This is a genomic window from Xanthobacter cornucopiae, from assembly GCF_043195065.2.
Taxonomy (GTDB): Bacteria; Pseudomonadota; Alphaproteobacteria; order Rhizobiales; family Xanthobacteraceae; genus Xanthobacter.
Window position 1 is genome coordinate 3,107,910 of sequence record NZ_CM195531.1, and the last position, 15,427, is coordinate 3,123,336.

13 protein-coding genes are annotated in these 15,427 nt (G+C 70.4%); 3 read left to right on the forward strand and 10 right to left on the reverse strand.

What is annotated here, in order from left to right; genetic code table 11:
• From V5F53_RS13680 to V5F53_RS13690, 3 genes are all read right to left on the reverse strand, one after another.
• A complete protein-coding gene (locus tag V5F53_RS13680) occupies positions 1 to 1,026 on the reverse strand; it encodes a patatin-like phospholipase family protein (RefSeq protein WP_393995303.1) in 1,026 nt (341 codons plus the stop codon).
• 143 nt (positions 1,027 to 1,169) lie between these two features.
• A complete protein-coding gene (locus V5F53_RS13685) occupies positions 1,170 to 4,202 on the reverse strand; it encodes an efflux RND transporter permease subunit (protein ID WP_509213012.1) in 3,033 nt (1,010 codons plus the stop codon).
• Between the two features lie 59 nt (positions 4,203 to 4,261).
• Positions 4,262 to 5,422 (reverse strand): efflux RND transporter periplasmic adaptor subunit, encoded by a 1,161-nt coding sequence (locus V5F53_RS13690; RefSeq protein WP_393995301.1) that lies wholly within the window; start codon positions 5,420 to 5,422, stop codon positions 4,262 to 4,264.
• A 388-nt stretch (positions 5,423 to 5,810) separates the two neighbouring features.
• Here V5F53_RS13690 and V5F53_RS13695 point away from each other — a divergent pair, with 388 nt between their 5' ends.
• The 3 genes from V5F53_RS13695 (at position 5,811) to V5F53_RS13705 (ending at position 9,484) form a co-directional block, all read left to right on the forward strand.
• Positions 5,811 to 5,948 carry a hypothetical protein gene (locus V5F53_RS13695; protein WP_393995300.1) on the forward strand — a complete coding sequence of 46 codons (138 nt, stop codon included), beginning with the start codon at positions 5,811 to 5,813 and terminating at the stop codon, positions 5,946 to 5,948.
• Between the two features lie 66 nt (positions 5,949 to 6,014).
• On the forward strand, positions 6,015 to 8,504 hold the full coding sequence (locus V5F53_RS13700) for an alpha/beta hydrolase (RefSeq protein ID WP_393995299.1): 2,490 nt from the start codon (positions 6,015 to 6,017) through the stop codon (positions 8,502 to 8,504).
• Positions 8,505 to 8,623: 119 nt separating this feature from the next.
• A complete protein-coding gene (locus tag V5F53_RS13705; protein ID WP_393995298.1) occupies positions 8,624 to 9,484 on the forward strand; it encodes an alpha/beta fold hydrolase in 861 nt (286 codons plus the stop codon).
• Positions 9,485 to 9,518: 34 nt separating this feature from the next.
• On the opposite strand, the gene V5F53_RS13710 is transcribed toward V5F53_RS13705, so the two are convergent.
• The 7 genes from V5F53_RS13710 to V5F53_RS13740 are packed head-to-tail and all read right to left on the reverse strand — an operon-like array spanning position 9,519 to position 15,049.
• Entirely contained in the window at positions 9,519 to 11,192 is a 1,674-nt protein-coding gene (locus tag V5F53_RS13710; protein WP_393995297.1) for a complex I subunit 5 family protein, read from the reverse strand.
• Positions 11,189 to 12,700 (reverse strand): complex I subunit 5 family protein, encoded by a 1,512-nt coding sequence (locus tag V5F53_RS13715; protein ID WP_393995296.1) that lies wholly within the window; start codon positions 12,698 to 12,700, stop codon positions 11,189 to 11,191. Before V5F53_RS13715 ends, V5F53_RS13710 begins: the two co-directional genes overlap by 4 nt.
• On the reverse strand, positions 12,697 to 13,023 hold the full coding sequence (locus tag V5F53_RS13720; protein ID WP_393995295.1) for an NADH-quinone oxidoreductase subunit K: 327 nt from the start codon (positions 13,021 to 13,023) through the stop codon (positions 12,697 to 12,699). Before V5F53_RS13720 ends, V5F53_RS13715 begins: the two co-directional genes overlap by 4 nt.
• A complete protein-coding gene (locus tag V5F53_RS13725; RefSeq protein WP_393995294.1) occupies positions 13,020 to 13,964 on the reverse strand; it encodes an MnhB domain-containing protein in 945 nt (314 codons plus the stop codon). The genes V5F53_RS13720 and V5F53_RS13725 overlap by 4 nt, the downstream gene beginning before the upstream one ends.
• Positions 13,961 to 14,275, reverse strand: a complete 315-nt coding sequence (locus V5F53_RS13730; RefSeq protein WP_393995293.1) for a cation:proton antiporter — start codon at positions 14,273 to 14,275, stop codon at positions 13,961 to 13,963. The genes V5F53_RS13725 and V5F53_RS13730 overlap by 4 nt, the downstream gene beginning before the upstream one ends.
• Positions 14,272 to 14,562: a monovalent cation/H+ antiporter complex subunit F gene (locus V5F53_RS13735; protein ID WP_393995292.1), complete on the reverse strand. Its 291-nt coding sequence runs from the start codon at positions 14,560 to 14,562 to the stop codon at positions 14,272 to 14,274. Before V5F53_RS13735 ends, V5F53_RS13730 begins: the two co-directional genes overlap by 4 nt.
• Positions 14,555 to 15,049: a Na+/H+ antiporter subunit E gene (locus tag V5F53_RS13740; protein ID WP_393995291.1), complete on the reverse strand. Its 495-nt coding sequence runs from the start codon at positions 15,047 to 15,049 to the stop codon at positions 14,555 to 14,557. Before V5F53_RS13740 ends, V5F53_RS13735 begins: the two co-directional genes overlap by 8 nt.
• Positions 15,050 to 15,427: the final 378 nt, after the last annotated feature.

Here is a 15,427-nt window from a genome sequence, read left to right on the forward strand (position 1 = left end):
TCACAGCTCCGCCAGGAGTTGCTCGAAGTCCACGGTGGACGCCTTGCCGATGTCGTGCCCGTGCTCGACCAGGAACGCCTCGGCGGCCTTGCGGCCCTCGTCCCTGAGCCAGGTCAGGAATTCCCATTCCGCATTGAGCTTGGACGAGAAGCCCAGGGTGTTCATCACGGGGTTGCGCACCACGTGCACACGCATGCGCGCCCACTCGCATGCCTCGCTGTCGCCGGTGAGCTGGCTGGCGTGGCGCTGCAGCAGCGCCATCATGTAAAGTTCCTTGATCGCCACGGAATTGAACGAGACCTCGTTCAGACGATTGAGGATCTCGGTCGGGGTCTTGGGCGTGCCTGGCCGCTCCAGCGGGTTGATGGGTATGAGGATGGTGTCGTCGGACTTCAGCTGGTTCACCAGCGGCGCCAGGGTCGGGTTGCCGGAATAGCCGCCGTCCCAATAGGCCTCGCCGTCGATCTCCACCGCCTGGAACAGGGTGGGCAGGCAGGCCGAGGCCATCAGCACCTCGGGGGTGATCTCGGCGTTGCGGAACACCCGCGGCCGCCCGGTGCGCACGTTGGTGGCGGTGATGAACACCTGGACCGGCGACTGGCGCAGGCGCTCGAAGTCGATCTGCTTCGCCAGGATCGGCGCCAGCGCGTTCCGGCCCAGCGGGTTGTACTGATAGGGCGAGAACACCCGCGTCATCAGGTCCATGAACAGGAAGCCCGGGGCGCTGTCGAGCGACCAGCGGCCCAGCGCCTTGTCCCACGCCGTGCGCTGGAACGGGCTGAAGCGCGCCTCCTGCGACACATGCTCCCAATAGCCGGCCAGAGCCGCCTTGGCGCCCTCCCGGCCACCGGCGGCATAGCCGTCCGCCAGCACGGCGGCGTTCATGGCCCCGGCCGAGGTGCCGGAAACGCCCTCGATCTCGAGCCAGGTCTCCTCCAGCAGACGATCCAGCACGCCCCAGGTGAAGGCCCCGTGCGAGCCGCCGCCCTGCAGGGCGAAGTCCACCAGTACCGGTTCTCGTTCCATCCGCGATCCCCTTTTCCCCATCGGCGCCGATCCGGGTGCGGGCGCTCGCCTTCAGCCTGGCGGGCCGCGCAACCGCTGCCGGTCGGCGCATGCGTTGCCGAAGGCAGGGCGGCCGCCGGTGGCCGCCCTGCCGCGCGCGTGTTTCAGGCCGGCTGGGCGTGGCCGTCGTCCGCCGCCGGCACCCGCTCCGGCGGCGTGTCGGGACCGAACCAGGCCACGTAGAGCGCCGGCAGGAAGATGAGCGTCAGCAGCGTGCCCACCAGCAGGCCGCCCATGATGGCGAACGCCATGGGCCCCCAGAACACCGTGGGGGCGATGGGGATCATGCCGAGCACCGTCGAGACCGCCGTCAGCATGATCGGCCGGAAGCGCATGCACGAGGCGGTCACCACCGCGTCCCAGACGCTCTTGCCGGCGGCGCGGTCGGCCTCGATCTGGCCGATGAGGATGACCGCATTCTTGGTGATCATGCCGATCAGCGCCAGCACGCCCAGGATGGCGACGAAGCCGAGCGGACGGCCCGACAGCAGCAGCGCCCCCACCACGCCGATCAGCCCCAGCGGCGCCACCGACAGCACGATGACGAGACGCTGGAAGCTCTTCAGCTCGAACATGAGCACGGTGAACATGATGAGCAGCATCACCGGAACCACCGCCATCACCGAGGCCAGCGAGGCGGCGCTTTCCTCCACCGTGCCACCCACCGCGATGGCGTAGCCCGCCGGCAGGGTCTTGCGCAGGGCCTCGATCCTCGGCTCCAGCGCGGCCACCACCGTCTCCGGCAGCACCCCGGGCTTGACGTCGGCCTGGACGGTGAGGGTGGGCACGCGGTCGCGCCGCCAGATGACCGGATATTCCTGGTCGAACTGGAAGCTGGCGAGCTGGCTCAGCGGCACCGTGCGACCGCCCGGCAGCGGCACCTGCAGGGTGGCCAGGGTGTCGAGGGAGACGCGCTCCTCGTCGGTGGCGCGGGCCACCACGTTGACGAGATAGATGTCGTCGCGCACCTGGGTCACCGGCGCCCCGTTGAGCACGGTGTTGAGCACGCCGGCGAGCTGGGCCGTGGACAGGCCCAGAAGCCGCGCCTCGTCCTGGTTCACCACGATGCGCACCTGTCGTGCCGGCTCGATCCAGTCGTAATTGACCTTCACCGTGTCGGTATCGGACGCCACCGTCGCCGCCAGGTCGAAGGCGATGGCGCGCACCTTCTCGATGTCCGGCCCCGACACCCGGTATTGCACCGGCCAGCCCACGGGCGGACCGAGCTCCAGCGGGGAGATGCGGGAGACGAGCTGCGGGAAATCCTCCGCCAGCACCTGTTCCAGCTTCTTGCGCAGCCGGTCGCGACCGGCCACGTCGCGGGCGACGATCACGGTCTGGGCGAAGAAGTCGTTGGGCAGCTGCACGTCGAGGGGCAGGTAGAAGCGGATGGCACCGCGTCCCACGTAAGTCGACCAGCGCGCCACGTCGGGATCGCCCTGGAGCACCTTGTCGAACGCCTCGGCCACCGCCTCGCTGGCATAGATGGAGGCGTTCTGCGGCGAGGCGAGGTCCACCAGCAGCTCCGGCCGGTCGGACGAGGGAAAGAACTGCCGCGGAATGAGCGGCAGCGCCAGCACCGACAGCACGAACAGGCCGACCGTCACCGCCAGCGTGGCCCAGCGCAGCCTAAGGCAGGCCACCAGGAAGCCACGATAAAGGCCCAGCACGCCGGTGGGCGGTGCGTCGGGATCGGGCACGGCGTCCTTCGGCGGCGCCTTCAGGATCAGCACCTGCATCAGCGGCGTGAACAGCACCGCCACGATCCACGACACCAGCAGCGCGATGGTGACCACCGCAAACAGGGTGAAGGTGTATTCGCCCGCCGAGGAAGCGGCGAAGCCCACCGGCACGAAGCCGGCCACCGTCACCAGGGTGCCGGCCAGCATGGCCGCGGCATAGGCCTTGAAGGCGAACGAGGCGGCCGTGACCTTGTCGTCGCCGGCGGCGAGCCGCGTCAGCGTCGCGTCGGTGGTGGTCATGGCGTCGTCCACCATCAGCGCCAGGGCGATGATGAGCGCACCCAGCGAGATGCGCTGCATGTCGATGTGCGCGAGCTGCATCAGCGCGAACACCACCGCCAGGGTGAGCGGAATGGCCAGCGCCACGATCGCCCCGGCCCGCACCCCGAGCGCGATGAACGACACCGCGAGGATGATGGCCACCGCCTGCCACAGGCTTTCCATGAACTCGGCAATGGCGCTGTTCACCGTCACCGCCTGGTCCGCCACGAGGTGGGCCTCGATGCCGACGGGCAGGTTGGCGATCAGCCGGTTCATGGTGGCGTCGATGGCCTTGCCCATGGCCAGGATGTCGCCGCCATCCTGCATGGCGATGGCGAGGCCGATGGCGCTCTGGCCGTTGACCCGGAACATGGGCTGCGGCGGGTCCGCATAGGCGCGGCGCACGGTGGCGATGTCGGCGAGGCGGATGAGGCGGCCGTTCACCACGAAATTGACGTTGGCGATGTCGGCTTCCGTGTCGAAGGCGCCCGAGACCCGCACCGACATGTTCTCGGCGCTGGTCTGGATCTCGCCCGCCGGCTGAACGATGTTCTGCCGCTGCAGGGCGGCGAGCACCGCCGAGCGGTCGATGCCGAGGCTGGCCAGCTCGCGCATGGAGAATTCGAGGAAGATGCGCTCGTCCTGGGCGCCCAGGATCTCGATCTTCGACACGTCCTGCACGTGCAGCAGCTCGGAGCGGACATCCTCCACATAGTCGCGCAGCTCGCGCTGGGTGAAGCCGTCCGAGGTGAAGCCGTAGATGATGCCGAAAGTGTCGCCGAACTCGTCGTTGAAGAACGGCCCGACGATGCCCTGCGGCAGGGTGTGGCGGATGTCGCCCACGCTCTTGCGCACGTGATACCAGATGTCGGGCACCTCGGCGGCGGTGGCCGACCCCTTCAGGTGCACGAAGATGGTGGTCGCGCCGGCCTTGGTATAGCTCTCCAGATAGTCGAGCTTGGGCACCTCCTGCAGCTTGCGCTCCAGCCGCTCGGCCACCTGCTTGAACGTCTCCTCGATGGTGGCGCCCGGCCAGTGGGCCTGCACCACCATGGTCTTGATGACGAAGGTGGGGTCCTCGGCGCGCCCCAGGCCCTTGAAGGCCATGATGCCCGCCACCACCGAGATGGCCATCAGGTAGATGATGACCGAACGATGCCGCAGCGCCCAGGCGGACAGGTTGAAGCCGCCCTTCACAGCCCGGCCCCCGCGACGGCGCCGGCCAGAAGGCGCACCTTCTGCCCCGGATGCAGCGCCTGCACGCCGGCAGTGACCACGATCTCGCCGCTCTTCAGGCCGTCGGCCACCGCCACGGCGGCGGGCGTGAAGCGCAGCACCTCCACATTGCGCAGGCTCACAGTGTGGGCCTTGGGGTCCACCACCCACACCGCCGGCTTGTCGTTGAGCCGGGTGAGGGCGCTGGCGGGAACCTCGATCACCGGGCCGCTGTCGACCACGACGCGGCCGGTCACGGTGGTGCCGAGGCGCATGGCCGCCGGCGCATCCACGAGGCCGACGCGGACGCGGAACGTGCGCGTGACCGGATCGGCCTGCGGCGCGATCTCGCGCACCCGGCCGAGGGCCGTCACCGCCGGGTCGCTGGTGAGGCTCACCTGGATGTCGTGGTCGCCGGAGGTGGTGCCCAGGACCTGGGCCGGCACCTCGAACACGGCGTCGCGGCCGTCCTGGCGCGCCACCTGGATCACGGTCTGGCCGGCCTGCACCACCTCGCCGGGCTCGGCCCGGCGCTGGGTGACCACGCCGGCGGTGTCCGCCTTCAATTCCGTATAGCCCAGGCGGTCCTCGGCGATCTGCAATTGCGCCTCCGCATCCTCGACCTGGGAGCGGGCGTTGAGGAACGCCTGTTCGGCCTGCTCATACTGGGCCCGGGGCGTGAAGCCGCGCGCCAGCAGCTGGCGCTGGCGGTCATACTGGTTGCGGGTCTGGGTGAGGTTGGCATTGGCGGCGGACAGCGCCGCCTGGGCCGAGCGGACCGCGTTCTGCTCGTTCTGCGGATCGAGCCGCGCCAGCACCTGGCCCGACTTCACCTGGTCGCCCACGTTCACCAGCCGCTCGACGATCCGCCCGCCGATGCGGAACCCGTAGGACGCCTCGTTCTCGGCCTCCACATGGCCGGTCAGGGACAGGGCCTCGCCCGCCACGCGGTTGGTGGCGACAACGGTACGCACCGGGCGGATTTCCACCGCCGCCCCGCCCTTGTCCTCGCCGCAGCCCGAAAGCGCGAACGCGGCAACGCCGAGCGCGGCCGCCCGAGCCAGCCAGCCCGCCGCCGACACCTTGCCGCCCGCCGGGGCGGCACGCCCGCCATGCCGCGGGCCGAGAGTGTCCACCATCCGCCGTCTCCTCATCAGCGCAACCACGAGCGTCTTCCTTAAAGTCCCGGCGCGCGTCGCGCACGCATCACATGCAGGCCCGCCATCCCCGCCCCCGCTCGCGGCCCCGCGCGCGCCGCCCGCGGGCACCCGACGCCATCGGGGACCGGCACCTGACAGCGCACCAGTGCGTGCAATCCATCGTCAACGAGAACAAGATCGGGTATAGCATTGGGAGAATTCACCCCTCTCAATACCCCCGTTTTCGCACCGCAGCAAGACATGGGAACCCACCGCGGGGAGTTGAACGGGATTAAAAATCACTCCAAGATGCCCTCATCGTCTTTTCACAATGGGGTGATATATTTGATAAATAAAACATAGTTTGGAACATGATAAAAATAATGCCATGGCAACCTTCAAATCGCCCCTTCGTCCGCACGCCAATATCGTCCATGCCCTCAAGCATCCAGATCGCGGCTTTGGCAACGGGGGCGGCCGCGAAGGTGCCGGGCAGGTAAAGGCAGCGGATTTCTACAGGCAATGAACGAACGTTGCCCGGCTTGCCCGACAAGAGCGATGTAAATCGACACAACGTCGCAAGGAGGAAAACATGCGATACAGCTTCGCCGTCGCCCTGGGGCTGCTCGCCTGCGCGCCGCCGGCCCTCGCGCAGGACAAGACAGCACCCATCACGCCGATCTGTTCGCAGCAGCGGCTCTGCGAGCTCAAGAAATTCTACGAGGTCCCCAACTTCCGCATCGGCGGCGCCTACGACCTGTCCGCCCCGCAGACCTGGAGCGATGGCGGCGTGGGCGGCACCACCCTGGAATCGCTGGGCGCCAAGCCGCTGAAGACCGCCTACATCGCCCTCGGCACGCCCAAGCGCAATGCCGCCGGGGAGATCACCAACGCGGTGGTGGTCAATTCCTTCTATTCGGGCGACGCCACCGACATGTACGCCCAGTGGGTGGAGGGCACGGGCCTGTCGGGCGGACCGGTGATCGGACCCGACAAGGCCATCGACACCAACCAGTATTATGTGGTGCTCACCGACGCCCTCGGCCTGTGGGGCACCTCCAAGCCATCCGACGGGCTCGGCCAGAAATTTCCGCGCTACAGCTACCAGGACATGGTCCAGTCGAACTACCGGCTGCTGCGCGACCACCTGAAGGTCGGGCGGGCGGCGCTGGTCACCGGCGTGTCCATGGGCGCCACCCAGACCTATGTCTGGGGCGTGATGCACCCCGACTTCATGAACGGCCTGATGCCCATCGGCGGCACCACCCAGTCCGATGGCGGCGACCCGGTGGGCAACTGGACCTTCCAGCTCATGTCGGCGGCCATCGAGAGCGACCCGCAGTGGCGGGCCACCTCCGGCAATTATTATAACCTGCCCAAGGACCAGCACCCCAACCAGGGGGTCGCCTTCGGCTGGTCGGTGCTGCTGCTCACCGGCTTCGACTTCGATTTCCGCTCCCAGCAGGACTGGGCCAAGGTGCAGCCGGACGTCTTCTACTGGACCCCGCCCAACCCGCAGGCCGGCGCCGCCATCGCCAAGCGCGCCCTGCTGTTCGATGCGGTGGACCTGTTGTGGCGCAACCGCGCCGGCGAGCAATACAACATCAACGCCGAGCTCGGCCGCATCACCGCGCGCACCCTGGTGATGCATATCGAGAACGACCAGTGGCTCACCTTCGACCGCGCCAAGCGCGCCGTCGAGAAGGTGCCCGGTGCCGACTTCGTGCACGAGCGCAGCCCGGTTTCCCATTACGGCGTGTTCTCCATCCTGAAGAACCGCGAGTTCGACCCGACCGTGGTCAATTTCCTCGGCGACGTGGCCCGGCGCACGAGAAACCAGGAGCTGGTGGCCAAGACCTACCGCTCACCGCAGGTGGCCGCCGACATCACCCCCGACAAATCGTTCTGGAACGACTTCGTCACCTATCCCTTCCCGGTGAAGAAGACCAAGGTGAAGGACGGCCAGGGGGTGGAGTGGGACATCGGCTACATGGACGAATATGCCGGCACCGATCCCAATCCGGACGTGCTGGTGATCGTGCATGGCAAGGGCGCGTTCGGCGGCCACTATGGCAATGTGATGCGCATCGCCCTTGAACGCGGCCTCAGGGTGATCGTGCCCGACCTGCCCCACTACGGCATGTCCGGCCCCGGCAACCTCGACAAGAGCCCCGCCCGCACCATGCAGGACATGCGCGAGGTGGTGCATGGCCTGGTGGTGGACCAGCTGAGGGTGGGCAAGGCCGCCTACATGGGCCATTCCATGGGTGGCCAGATCGTGCTCGGCTATGCCCTCACCTGGCCCGAGGCGGTCACAAAGCTGATTCTGGAGGCGCCCGCCGGCCTGGAGGAATACCCGCGCGAGGTGACGGTGGCGCCGGGCAAGACGCTGGACCTGTTCAATCCCGCCTATGCCCGCGACTTCGCTGCCTGGGCCAAGACCTGGGACCAGACCGGCCTGCGCGAGCGGGAAAAGAGCCAGACCGCCCAGCAGATCGACGATTTCTTCCATTTCCGCCGCCGCGACCCCGTGACCGGCGCGGTGACGCCCAGCAAGAGCGGCTACTTCGTGCGCGACAGCCAGTACGCGCGCCTGCACACCGACCAGCGCATCGGCATGATCAAGGGCAACCCGCGCGAATTGCAGCAGTGGGTCGACGTCTTCATCTTCGACATCTATGGCATGGTCAGCGAATTGCAGCAGGGCGACCCCAAGAGCCTCTACGCGCGCCTCACCGACATCAAGGTGCCGATCTTCCTGGCCTTCGGCGACAAGGAGCCGTTCATTCCCGGCACCGCCTTCAACGGCCGCACCGACCTGTCGCGGGAAATCATCCTGCCCTTCATGCGGCGGATGACCGCGGCCGGGGGCGACGTCCAGGTGAAGATCTATCCGGACAGCGCCCATTTCATCCACACCGACGACCCGGTGGAATTCGCGGAAGACGTGGTGGATTTCGTCGAGGACAGCCGCGTGAAGACCACCACCCAGGTGATCGTGGATCGCCTGGTCAACGGCGCCCCGGCGTCCGCACCGCCGCCGGCGGCCAAGGCCGCCGCACCCGTGGGTCTCAACAAATAGGGGCCGCGGCGGTTAGGATCGGCGGCCGGCGGGTCTCCCGCCGGCCGCGTTCGGGGCCATCCGGTGCTCGAACGCAACCCAGCCGGCGCCACCGGCGCCGAGGGAAAGAGGGCGCAAGCATGTCTCGGATCAAGGTGGGAGAGATCGAGCTCGCCTGGCGGGCGTGGGGCGAGGGCGACACCACCGTCCTGTTCATCCACGGCAACCTCGCGAGCAAGGACTGGATCGAGCTGGCGGCGCCGCACTTCCCGCGCGGCGTGCGCACCCTCGCCGTGGACTGGCGCGGCTGCGGCGACAGCGACAAGCCCGTGCCCCTGCCCTGCTATTCCAATTATTCCATCGCCCGGCACGCCGACGACATGCTGGGGGCGCTGGACGCCCTGGGCATCGGCTTCTGCCATCTCGCCACCCACTCCACCGGCGGCATCATCTCCACCCGCATGCTGCTGAAGCAGCCGGAGCGATTCGGGCGGGTGTTCTCCCTGTCGCCGGTGGCGCCGCAGAGCATCGACTTTCCGCCCGAGAAGGCCGCCTTCTTCGACCAGATGAAGAAGAGCAAGCCGCTCACCCGCCGCATCATGGCCGCCACCTGCATCAGCCTGTTCGAGCCGGAGAGCCTCGCCGAGGGGCCGGTGCGCCTGAAGCCCGACGCCGGCGCGCGGGGGGCCTTGTTCGATCGCATCGTCGACCAGACCTTCGCCGTCTCCGACGGCATCTGGTACGGCACGCCCGTCACCCTCACCCAGGAGGCGCAGAGCGGCGAGCTGAAGGGGCTGATGAGCCAGGTCCGCCACCCGCACCTCGTGGCCTGGGGCACCCTCGACGCGGTGATCCAGCAGGCGGACCTGACGCTGATGGCGCAGGCCATGCCCGACTGCCGCTTCGTGGCGGTGCCCGGGGTCGGCCATTCCATGAACGTGGAGGCACCCGAGCTCTACGCCGGCTATTTCGGCGCCTGGCTGGGCGGCCTGTCGTCCTGATCCCCGGCGGGCCGGCGCGGGCCGGGGCGGCCGGTCATGGCCCGATGCCGGGGGCGAAGACGGCATCGGCCATCACATAGGCGAGCGCAAGCGCCAGCAGAACCAGCGCCAGGGCCGCCGTGGACCAGCGGCGCAGCACCGCGTCGAGCACCGCCGCCGCGTCCACCACGCGCGCGAACAGCGCCACGAGCGGACGCGCCAGCGCCAGGATGTCGCCGGCCGGCACCTCGCCCACCCGGGGCGGCCGCTGATAGAGCAGCGCCGCCACCGCCAGCCCCAGCGCCACCGGCCACAGGCCCTTGATGAGCGCATCGACGCTGAACGCCGCGCCCAGCCCCTGGCCCGCCACCAGCGGGAACAGGGCGAACGGCGCCAGCACCGCGCCACCGCTCAGCAGCGCCCACGGCACCAGCTGGCCCCGCGCCACCGGCGCCTCGGCGCGCGCGCCGCCCTTTCCCGCCTCCAGCAGCAGCAACACGTAGCGGGCCATCAGCACGGTCGTCCCACCGGCGGAAAGCGCCAGCAGCAGGCCCGGCAGACCGTCGCCCACCGGCGCCTTCACCGCATACTTCGCAAGCGCGCCGCCGGTGAAGGGCAGGCCCGCCAGGCTGAAGCCCAGCACCGCCGCCACCACCAGCACCGGAACGAGGCGCGTGCGCGGACACGCCGCCGCGACGCCGACGGTGAGGAACATGGCGCCTTTCAGCAGCATGTGGTTGACCGCGTAGAAGGCGGCCAGCGCCGGCACGGCGGCGTCGCCCGCCTTCAGCCCCGCGCCCAGCACCACCGCCACCACGCCCATCTGGCTGACCGTGGAATAGGCCAGCGCCCGCTTGGGATGGCGCTGGGTGAGGCCCACCGCCACGCCGTAGAAGGCGGTGAACAGGCCCGCCGCCATCAGCCCCGCCCCCCACGCGAAGGCCGCCACCCCCTCGGGCAGGAAGCGGATGAGGCCGATCACTCCCGCCTTCACCACGATGCCCGACAGCACCGCCGAGCCGGGCACCGGCGCCACCGCATGGGCCAGCGGCATCCACACATGCAGCGGGAACAGCCCCATCTTCATTGTGAAGCCGACCAGCAGCAGCGCCAGGATCGCCCCCCGCCAGGGGGAGGCAGGAAGGCCCGCCACGGCGTCGCGAATGAGGGGGTTGGCCTCGCTGGCGCCGGAGGCGAGCATGACGAAGGCGGCGATCAGCAGCGCCTCGCCCAGCACCGTCAAGGCCAGGTAGACCCGGCCCGCCCGCCGGGCCTCGACAGAATCGTCGTGGGTGGCGAGGCCATAGGCGGAAAAGCTCACCACCGCATAGGCCAAATAGAAGCTCGCCACGTCCGCCACCAGGAACACCGCGAACGAGCCTGAAAGGGTCAGCAGCCACCAGACGGAAAAGGTGCCCCGCGCCGGATCGTCGCGCAGGTAGGACACGGCATAGGCCCCCGCCGCCAGCCACAGCAGCGCCGCCCCGCCGAGGAGCAGCGCGCCAGGCCCGTCGAGGGCGAAGGTGAGCCGGAACGGCGCCGGCACCACCAGCACGCTCTGGCCCACCGGCACCAGCAGCGCCGCCACGAGTCCCGGCAGCGGCGCCGCCAGCAGCAGCACGTCGGCCCGCCGCCGCACCCAGGGCTTGATGGCCGCCAACGCCAGGACGAGCGGCACGAACACCGCCGCCAGCAGCAGAAGATCGGCCCGGTTCAAGGCATCGCTCACGGCACCACCCCCGCCCAGCTCGCCGGCCGGCCGATGAACAGGAACGCCGCCGGCTCCAGCGGCACGAAGCCGAAGCCCACCGCCACCAGGGCCAGCGCCAGCGCCACCCACTGGCGCCACGCCGCCACCGGCCGCGCCGCCGGCGGGGCGGCCGGGCGCTGCAATGCCAGCGCCACCACCTTCAGCACATAGGCGCCGGCCAGCAGCCCGCCCAGCAGGATCACGCCGGCGATCCACCAGGCGCCCTGGTGCACGGCGGCCGTGAGCAGCATCACCTTGGCCACGAAGCCGCCGGCCGGCGGCAGGCCCATGAGCGACAGCCCGCCGAGGCCGAAGGCGAACACCGCCACCGGCACCACCCGTCCCACCCCCGACAGGCCGGAGAGGCGGTCGTGGCCCAGCGCCTCGGCGATCAGCCCGGCGGCCATGAACATGGCGGCCTTGGAGAAGGCGTGGGAGGCGAGGTGCAGCGCCCCGCCGGTCCAGGCCAGGGGGCTCCAGGGGCTGGCCACCGCCGCCAGCGGGAACATGAGGAACAGGTAGCCGATCTGCGCCGCCGTCGAATAGGCGATCAGCAGCTTCAGGCGCGGCTGCGCCAGGGCCACGAGGCTGCACACGACGATGGCCGCCGCCCCGAGCCCGGCGAGGATCGGCGCCACCGTCACCGCCAGGTCGTGGGGGGCAAGGTCCAGCCAGAACCGCACCAGCAGGAAGATGGGAGCCTTGATGACCACCGCCGACAGCAGCGCGCTGGCCGCCGCCGGAGCGCCGGAATGGGCCGGCGGCAGCCACAGATGCAGAGGAAACAGCGCCGCCTTGGCCATCATGCCCGCCGTCATCGCCGCCAGCGCCAGCACGAAGCCGGGGCTGGCGCGGGCCGCGCCGGCCAGCTGGATGATGTCGAGCGTGCCGTAAAGGCCATAGACGAGCACCACGCCCAGCAGGTAGAGCACCGAGCCGAACAGCGCGAACAGCAGGTAGCGCAGCGCCGCTTCCACCTGGGCCAGCTTGCCCTCGAGGCACACCAGCGGCACCGCTGCGAAGGTGAGCAGTTCCAGCGCCACGTAGAGGGTGAACAGGTCCTCCGCCAGGAACACCAGGTTCAACGCGCTCCATACGCTGAACAGCAGCAGCCAGAAGGCGGGCGGCATGCGCTCGCCAGCGGCCCGGGACCGCCCCGGCGCGGTCATGGCGAACGCCCCGGTGGCGACGAGCACCACCGCCGTCATCACCAGCATGAAGGCGGAAAAGCCATCCGCCCGCAGCGCCACGCCGAGTGGCGGGCGCCAGCCGCCGATGAAGGTGGCGACCGCCGCCGCCTTCGTCCCCACCCCGGCGCCGATGGCCAGCGCCACCAGCAGGCCGAGGCCCGCCAGCCCCAGCGCCAGCCGCTCGGCGGGCCGCCCGCGCAGCAGCAGCAGCGGCGGAAACGCGAACAGCGGCAGGATCACCGCCACCACCAGCAGTGGCGCGGAGAGGGCCGCGCACCAGGCGAGGAGCGCGCTCACGCTTCGTCCCCCGGCGTTGGGCCCGGCGCGCCGGCAGGGTCCTCGCGCAGGGCGGCGAGGCGGCGCAGCAGCGCCACCGCCAGGGCGGTCGCCGAGAACGCCACCACGATGCCGGTGATGATGAGCGCCTGCGGCACCGGGTCGGCGGGAAAGCCCGCCGCCGCGCCCCGGCGCGCCACCGTTCCGAACACCAGGAACACGCCGCCGCCCAAAAGATTGAAGGCGAGAATGCGGGCCAGCGCGTCGCGCCCCACCATGAAGCCATAGAGGCCGATGGCCGCCAGCGCCGCGCCGCACAGGCCGAAGACCAGGGGCGAGCTCATGCCTTCCTCCCGGCCGGCGGCCCGAGCACCAGGAGCGCCAGGGTGACGGCGATGGACAGCGTGATCGCCACCTCGACCGCAATGATGACCGGCTTCTCGATGCCGTCCGGATAATCGAGGAAGGTGCCCGCCCAGACCCAGCCGCCGATGCCCACGCCCAGGAAGGCGAACGGACCGGCCAGCAGCGCCAGCCGCAGCCGCCGGCCGCCGAGCTCCGGCACCGGCGCCAGCCCGGCCATGATCGCCAGCAGCGCCATGGCCGCCAGCACCGCGCCCCCCTGGAAGGCGCCGCCCGGCACGTCCGCCCCGGCCCAGAACATGTAGACGCCCACCAGCCCTCCCACCGGGACCACCACCCGCGCCAGGAAGTCCAGCGCCCCCGACGGCGGCGCCGGCCACGGGACCGACGGCGCGCCGCGCCACCGGGGATCGGGCGAAAGCGACCACACGCCGATGAGCGCCAGCAGCAGGACGACCGTCTCCAGAAGGGTATCGAGGGCGCGGAACACGATCAGCACGCCGGTGACCGGATTGCCGAGATCGGTGGCCGGCAGGGCCTTGGCCACCTCGGCCGCCAGGGTGGGCGCCGGGTCCGGCAGCAGCACCACCACCGCCGCCAGCGCCACGAACACCGCCAGCGCCATCAGGCCGGCGCACAGGTGATAGAGCAGCCCCACCTCGCGCTCGCGGGTGAACGGCGCGTCGCGCACCGCCCGCAGAAGAACCATGCCGGTGATGCCGCTGCCCACCGCCACCTCTGTGAGGGCGACATCCACCGCGCCAAGCCGCGTCCAGACAAGACCCAGCACCAGCCCATAGGCCATGAAGGCCACCACCCGGGCAAACCCGTCGCCGCCGCCCGCCACACGCAGGGCCGCCACCGCGGCGACCAGCGCCAGCGGCACGTCGAGCAGCAGCGGCGCGTCCGGCGGCAGGGTCACGGCGCGGGGTCCCCCTCGTCGGCGCCGCGATAGGCGACTTCGGCCATGAGCTGGGACACCGCGCCCGAGGACACCTGCAGCAGCAGCCAGATTCCCGCCAGCTTGAGCGCGTCCAGCAGTCCGCCCTGCATCACCGCCTGGGGCAGCAGGCCCACCACCATCAGCCCGAGGCCGATATTGTCCGCCTTGGTCAGCGCGTGCAGCCGCGCGAGCGGGTCCGGCAAGCGCAGCAGCCCCACCGTGCCGGCGATGAAGAACAAAAGGCCAATGCCCACGCACGCCATGGTGAAGAGGTTGAGGACGAGGATCATGGCGCCGGCCTCCGCCCGGGAGCGCCCCGCGCGCGCCGCCCCCGCAGCGCCACCGCGCGGAACGCCGCCACGGCGCAGGCGGCCAGCAGGGCCAGCAGCAGCGCCACGTCCAGCACCGCCGAATCGTCCTGGGCAATGGACAGCAGCAGCAGCACGGCGATGCCGCCGGTGCCGAGCAGTTGCAGCGCCATGATCCGGCCCACGTCGCCGCTGCGCCACACCCCGGCGAGACCGGTGGCGGTGATGAGCACGAGCAGGGCCGCGGACGCCACCAGGAAATCAGCCACGCCCGGCCTCCCCCTTCGGCGCCGGGGCCGGCCGCGCCTCGCCCCGCCCCAGGGCGCCGAGAAACACCTCGAGGTCGGCATCGAGCCCGTCCAGCACCGGCCCGTCGAGATCGAGGGCGTGCAGCAGCAGGGCCTCGCTCTCCTCCCCCACCGGCAAGGCGCCGGGCTGGAGGCTGGTGACGGCGGCGAAGGCCTGGCGGACGAGCCCGCGCGGCAAGCCGCATTCCACCGCCAGGAGGCCGGGCGCGATGGGCAAGGCGGGATCGAACACCCGCCGCGCCACATCCACCCCCGACGCGGCCGACCGGCGCACGAAGTGCAGCGCAAATGCACCGAGGGCGCGCGGATCAGGCCGGCGGCTGCCCGGCGGGATGAAACGCAGGCTCAGTTCGGCCGCGAGCCCGCTGGCCACGCCGCCGGCCAGCAGGTCGGCCACCCCGACCCGTCCCAGCGCCACCCAGGCGAGAAAGAACCATAGCGCGCGCATCCCCCGCGCCATCGCGGCCGGACGCCCCGGGGAGGGAGCAGGACCGGGAGCGGATGGCGACAGAGCCGGTTTCGGGAGGGCGATCATCGCGGCTCGCCTCTCATTCGGGACGTGGATCGGGGGCGGGCGCACTCTTCGACGAATGCACGGGACCTCTCCATGCGCCATTCCGACGACCGGTGGTGGAAACCGCGATGGAAGTCCCCATGGACGTCGCCTTCACCTTTCCCCGCGTCGACATCGACCGCCGTTCCGGCGAAGCGCCGGCGCATCCTTCGGCGGCGCTCCAGGAAACGCAGGCACCGCCCCGCCCCAGCCACGGGCGACCTGCCGGTGCCGCGCGGAAGGCGCGAGCCGCCGGGCGCGGTTTCATCCCAG

What these genes read in the sequence shown, in the direction of transcription:
- V5F53_RS13680 (WP_393995303.1), bottom strand. Translation starts at nt 1,026, where the DNA reads ATGGAACGAGAACCGGTACTGGTGGACTTCGCCCTGCAGGGCGGCGGC.
- V5F53_RS13685 (WP_509213012.1), bottom strand. Translation starts at nt 4,202, where the DNA reads ATGGCCATCTCGGTGGTGGCGGGCATCATGGCCTTCAAGGGCCTGGGG.
- V5F53_RS13690 (WP_393995301.1), bottom strand. Translation starts at nt 5,422, where the DNA reads ATGGTGGACACTCTCGGCCCGCGGCATGGCGGGCGTGCCGCCCCGGCG.
- V5F53_RS13695 (WP_393995300.1), top strand. Translation starts at nt 5,811, where the DNA reads ATGGCAACCTTCAAATCGCCCCTTCGTCCGCACGCCAATATCGTCCAT.
- V5F53_RS13700 (WP_393995299.1), top strand. Translation starts at nt 6,015, where the DNA reads ATGCGATACAGCTTCGCCGTCGCCCTGGGGCTGCTCGCCTGCGCGCCG.
- V5F53_RS13705 (WP_393995298.1), top strand. Translation starts at nt 8,624, where the DNA reads ATGTCTCGGATCAAGGTGGGAGAGATCGAGCTCGCCTGGCGGGCGTGG.
- V5F53_RS13720 (WP_393995295.1), bottom strand. Translation starts at nt 13,023, where the DNA reads ATGAGCTCGCCCCTGGTCTTCGGCCTGTGCGGCGCGGCGCTGGCGGCC.
- V5F53_RS13730 (WP_393995293.1), bottom strand. Translation starts at nt 14,275, where the DNA reads ATGATCCTCGTCCTCAACCTCTTCACCATGGCGTGCGTGGGCATTGGC.
- V5F53_RS13740 (WP_393995291.1), bottom strand. Translation starts at nt 15,049, where the DNA reads ATGCGCGCGCTATGGTTCTTTCTCGCCTGGGTGGCGCTGGGACGGGTC.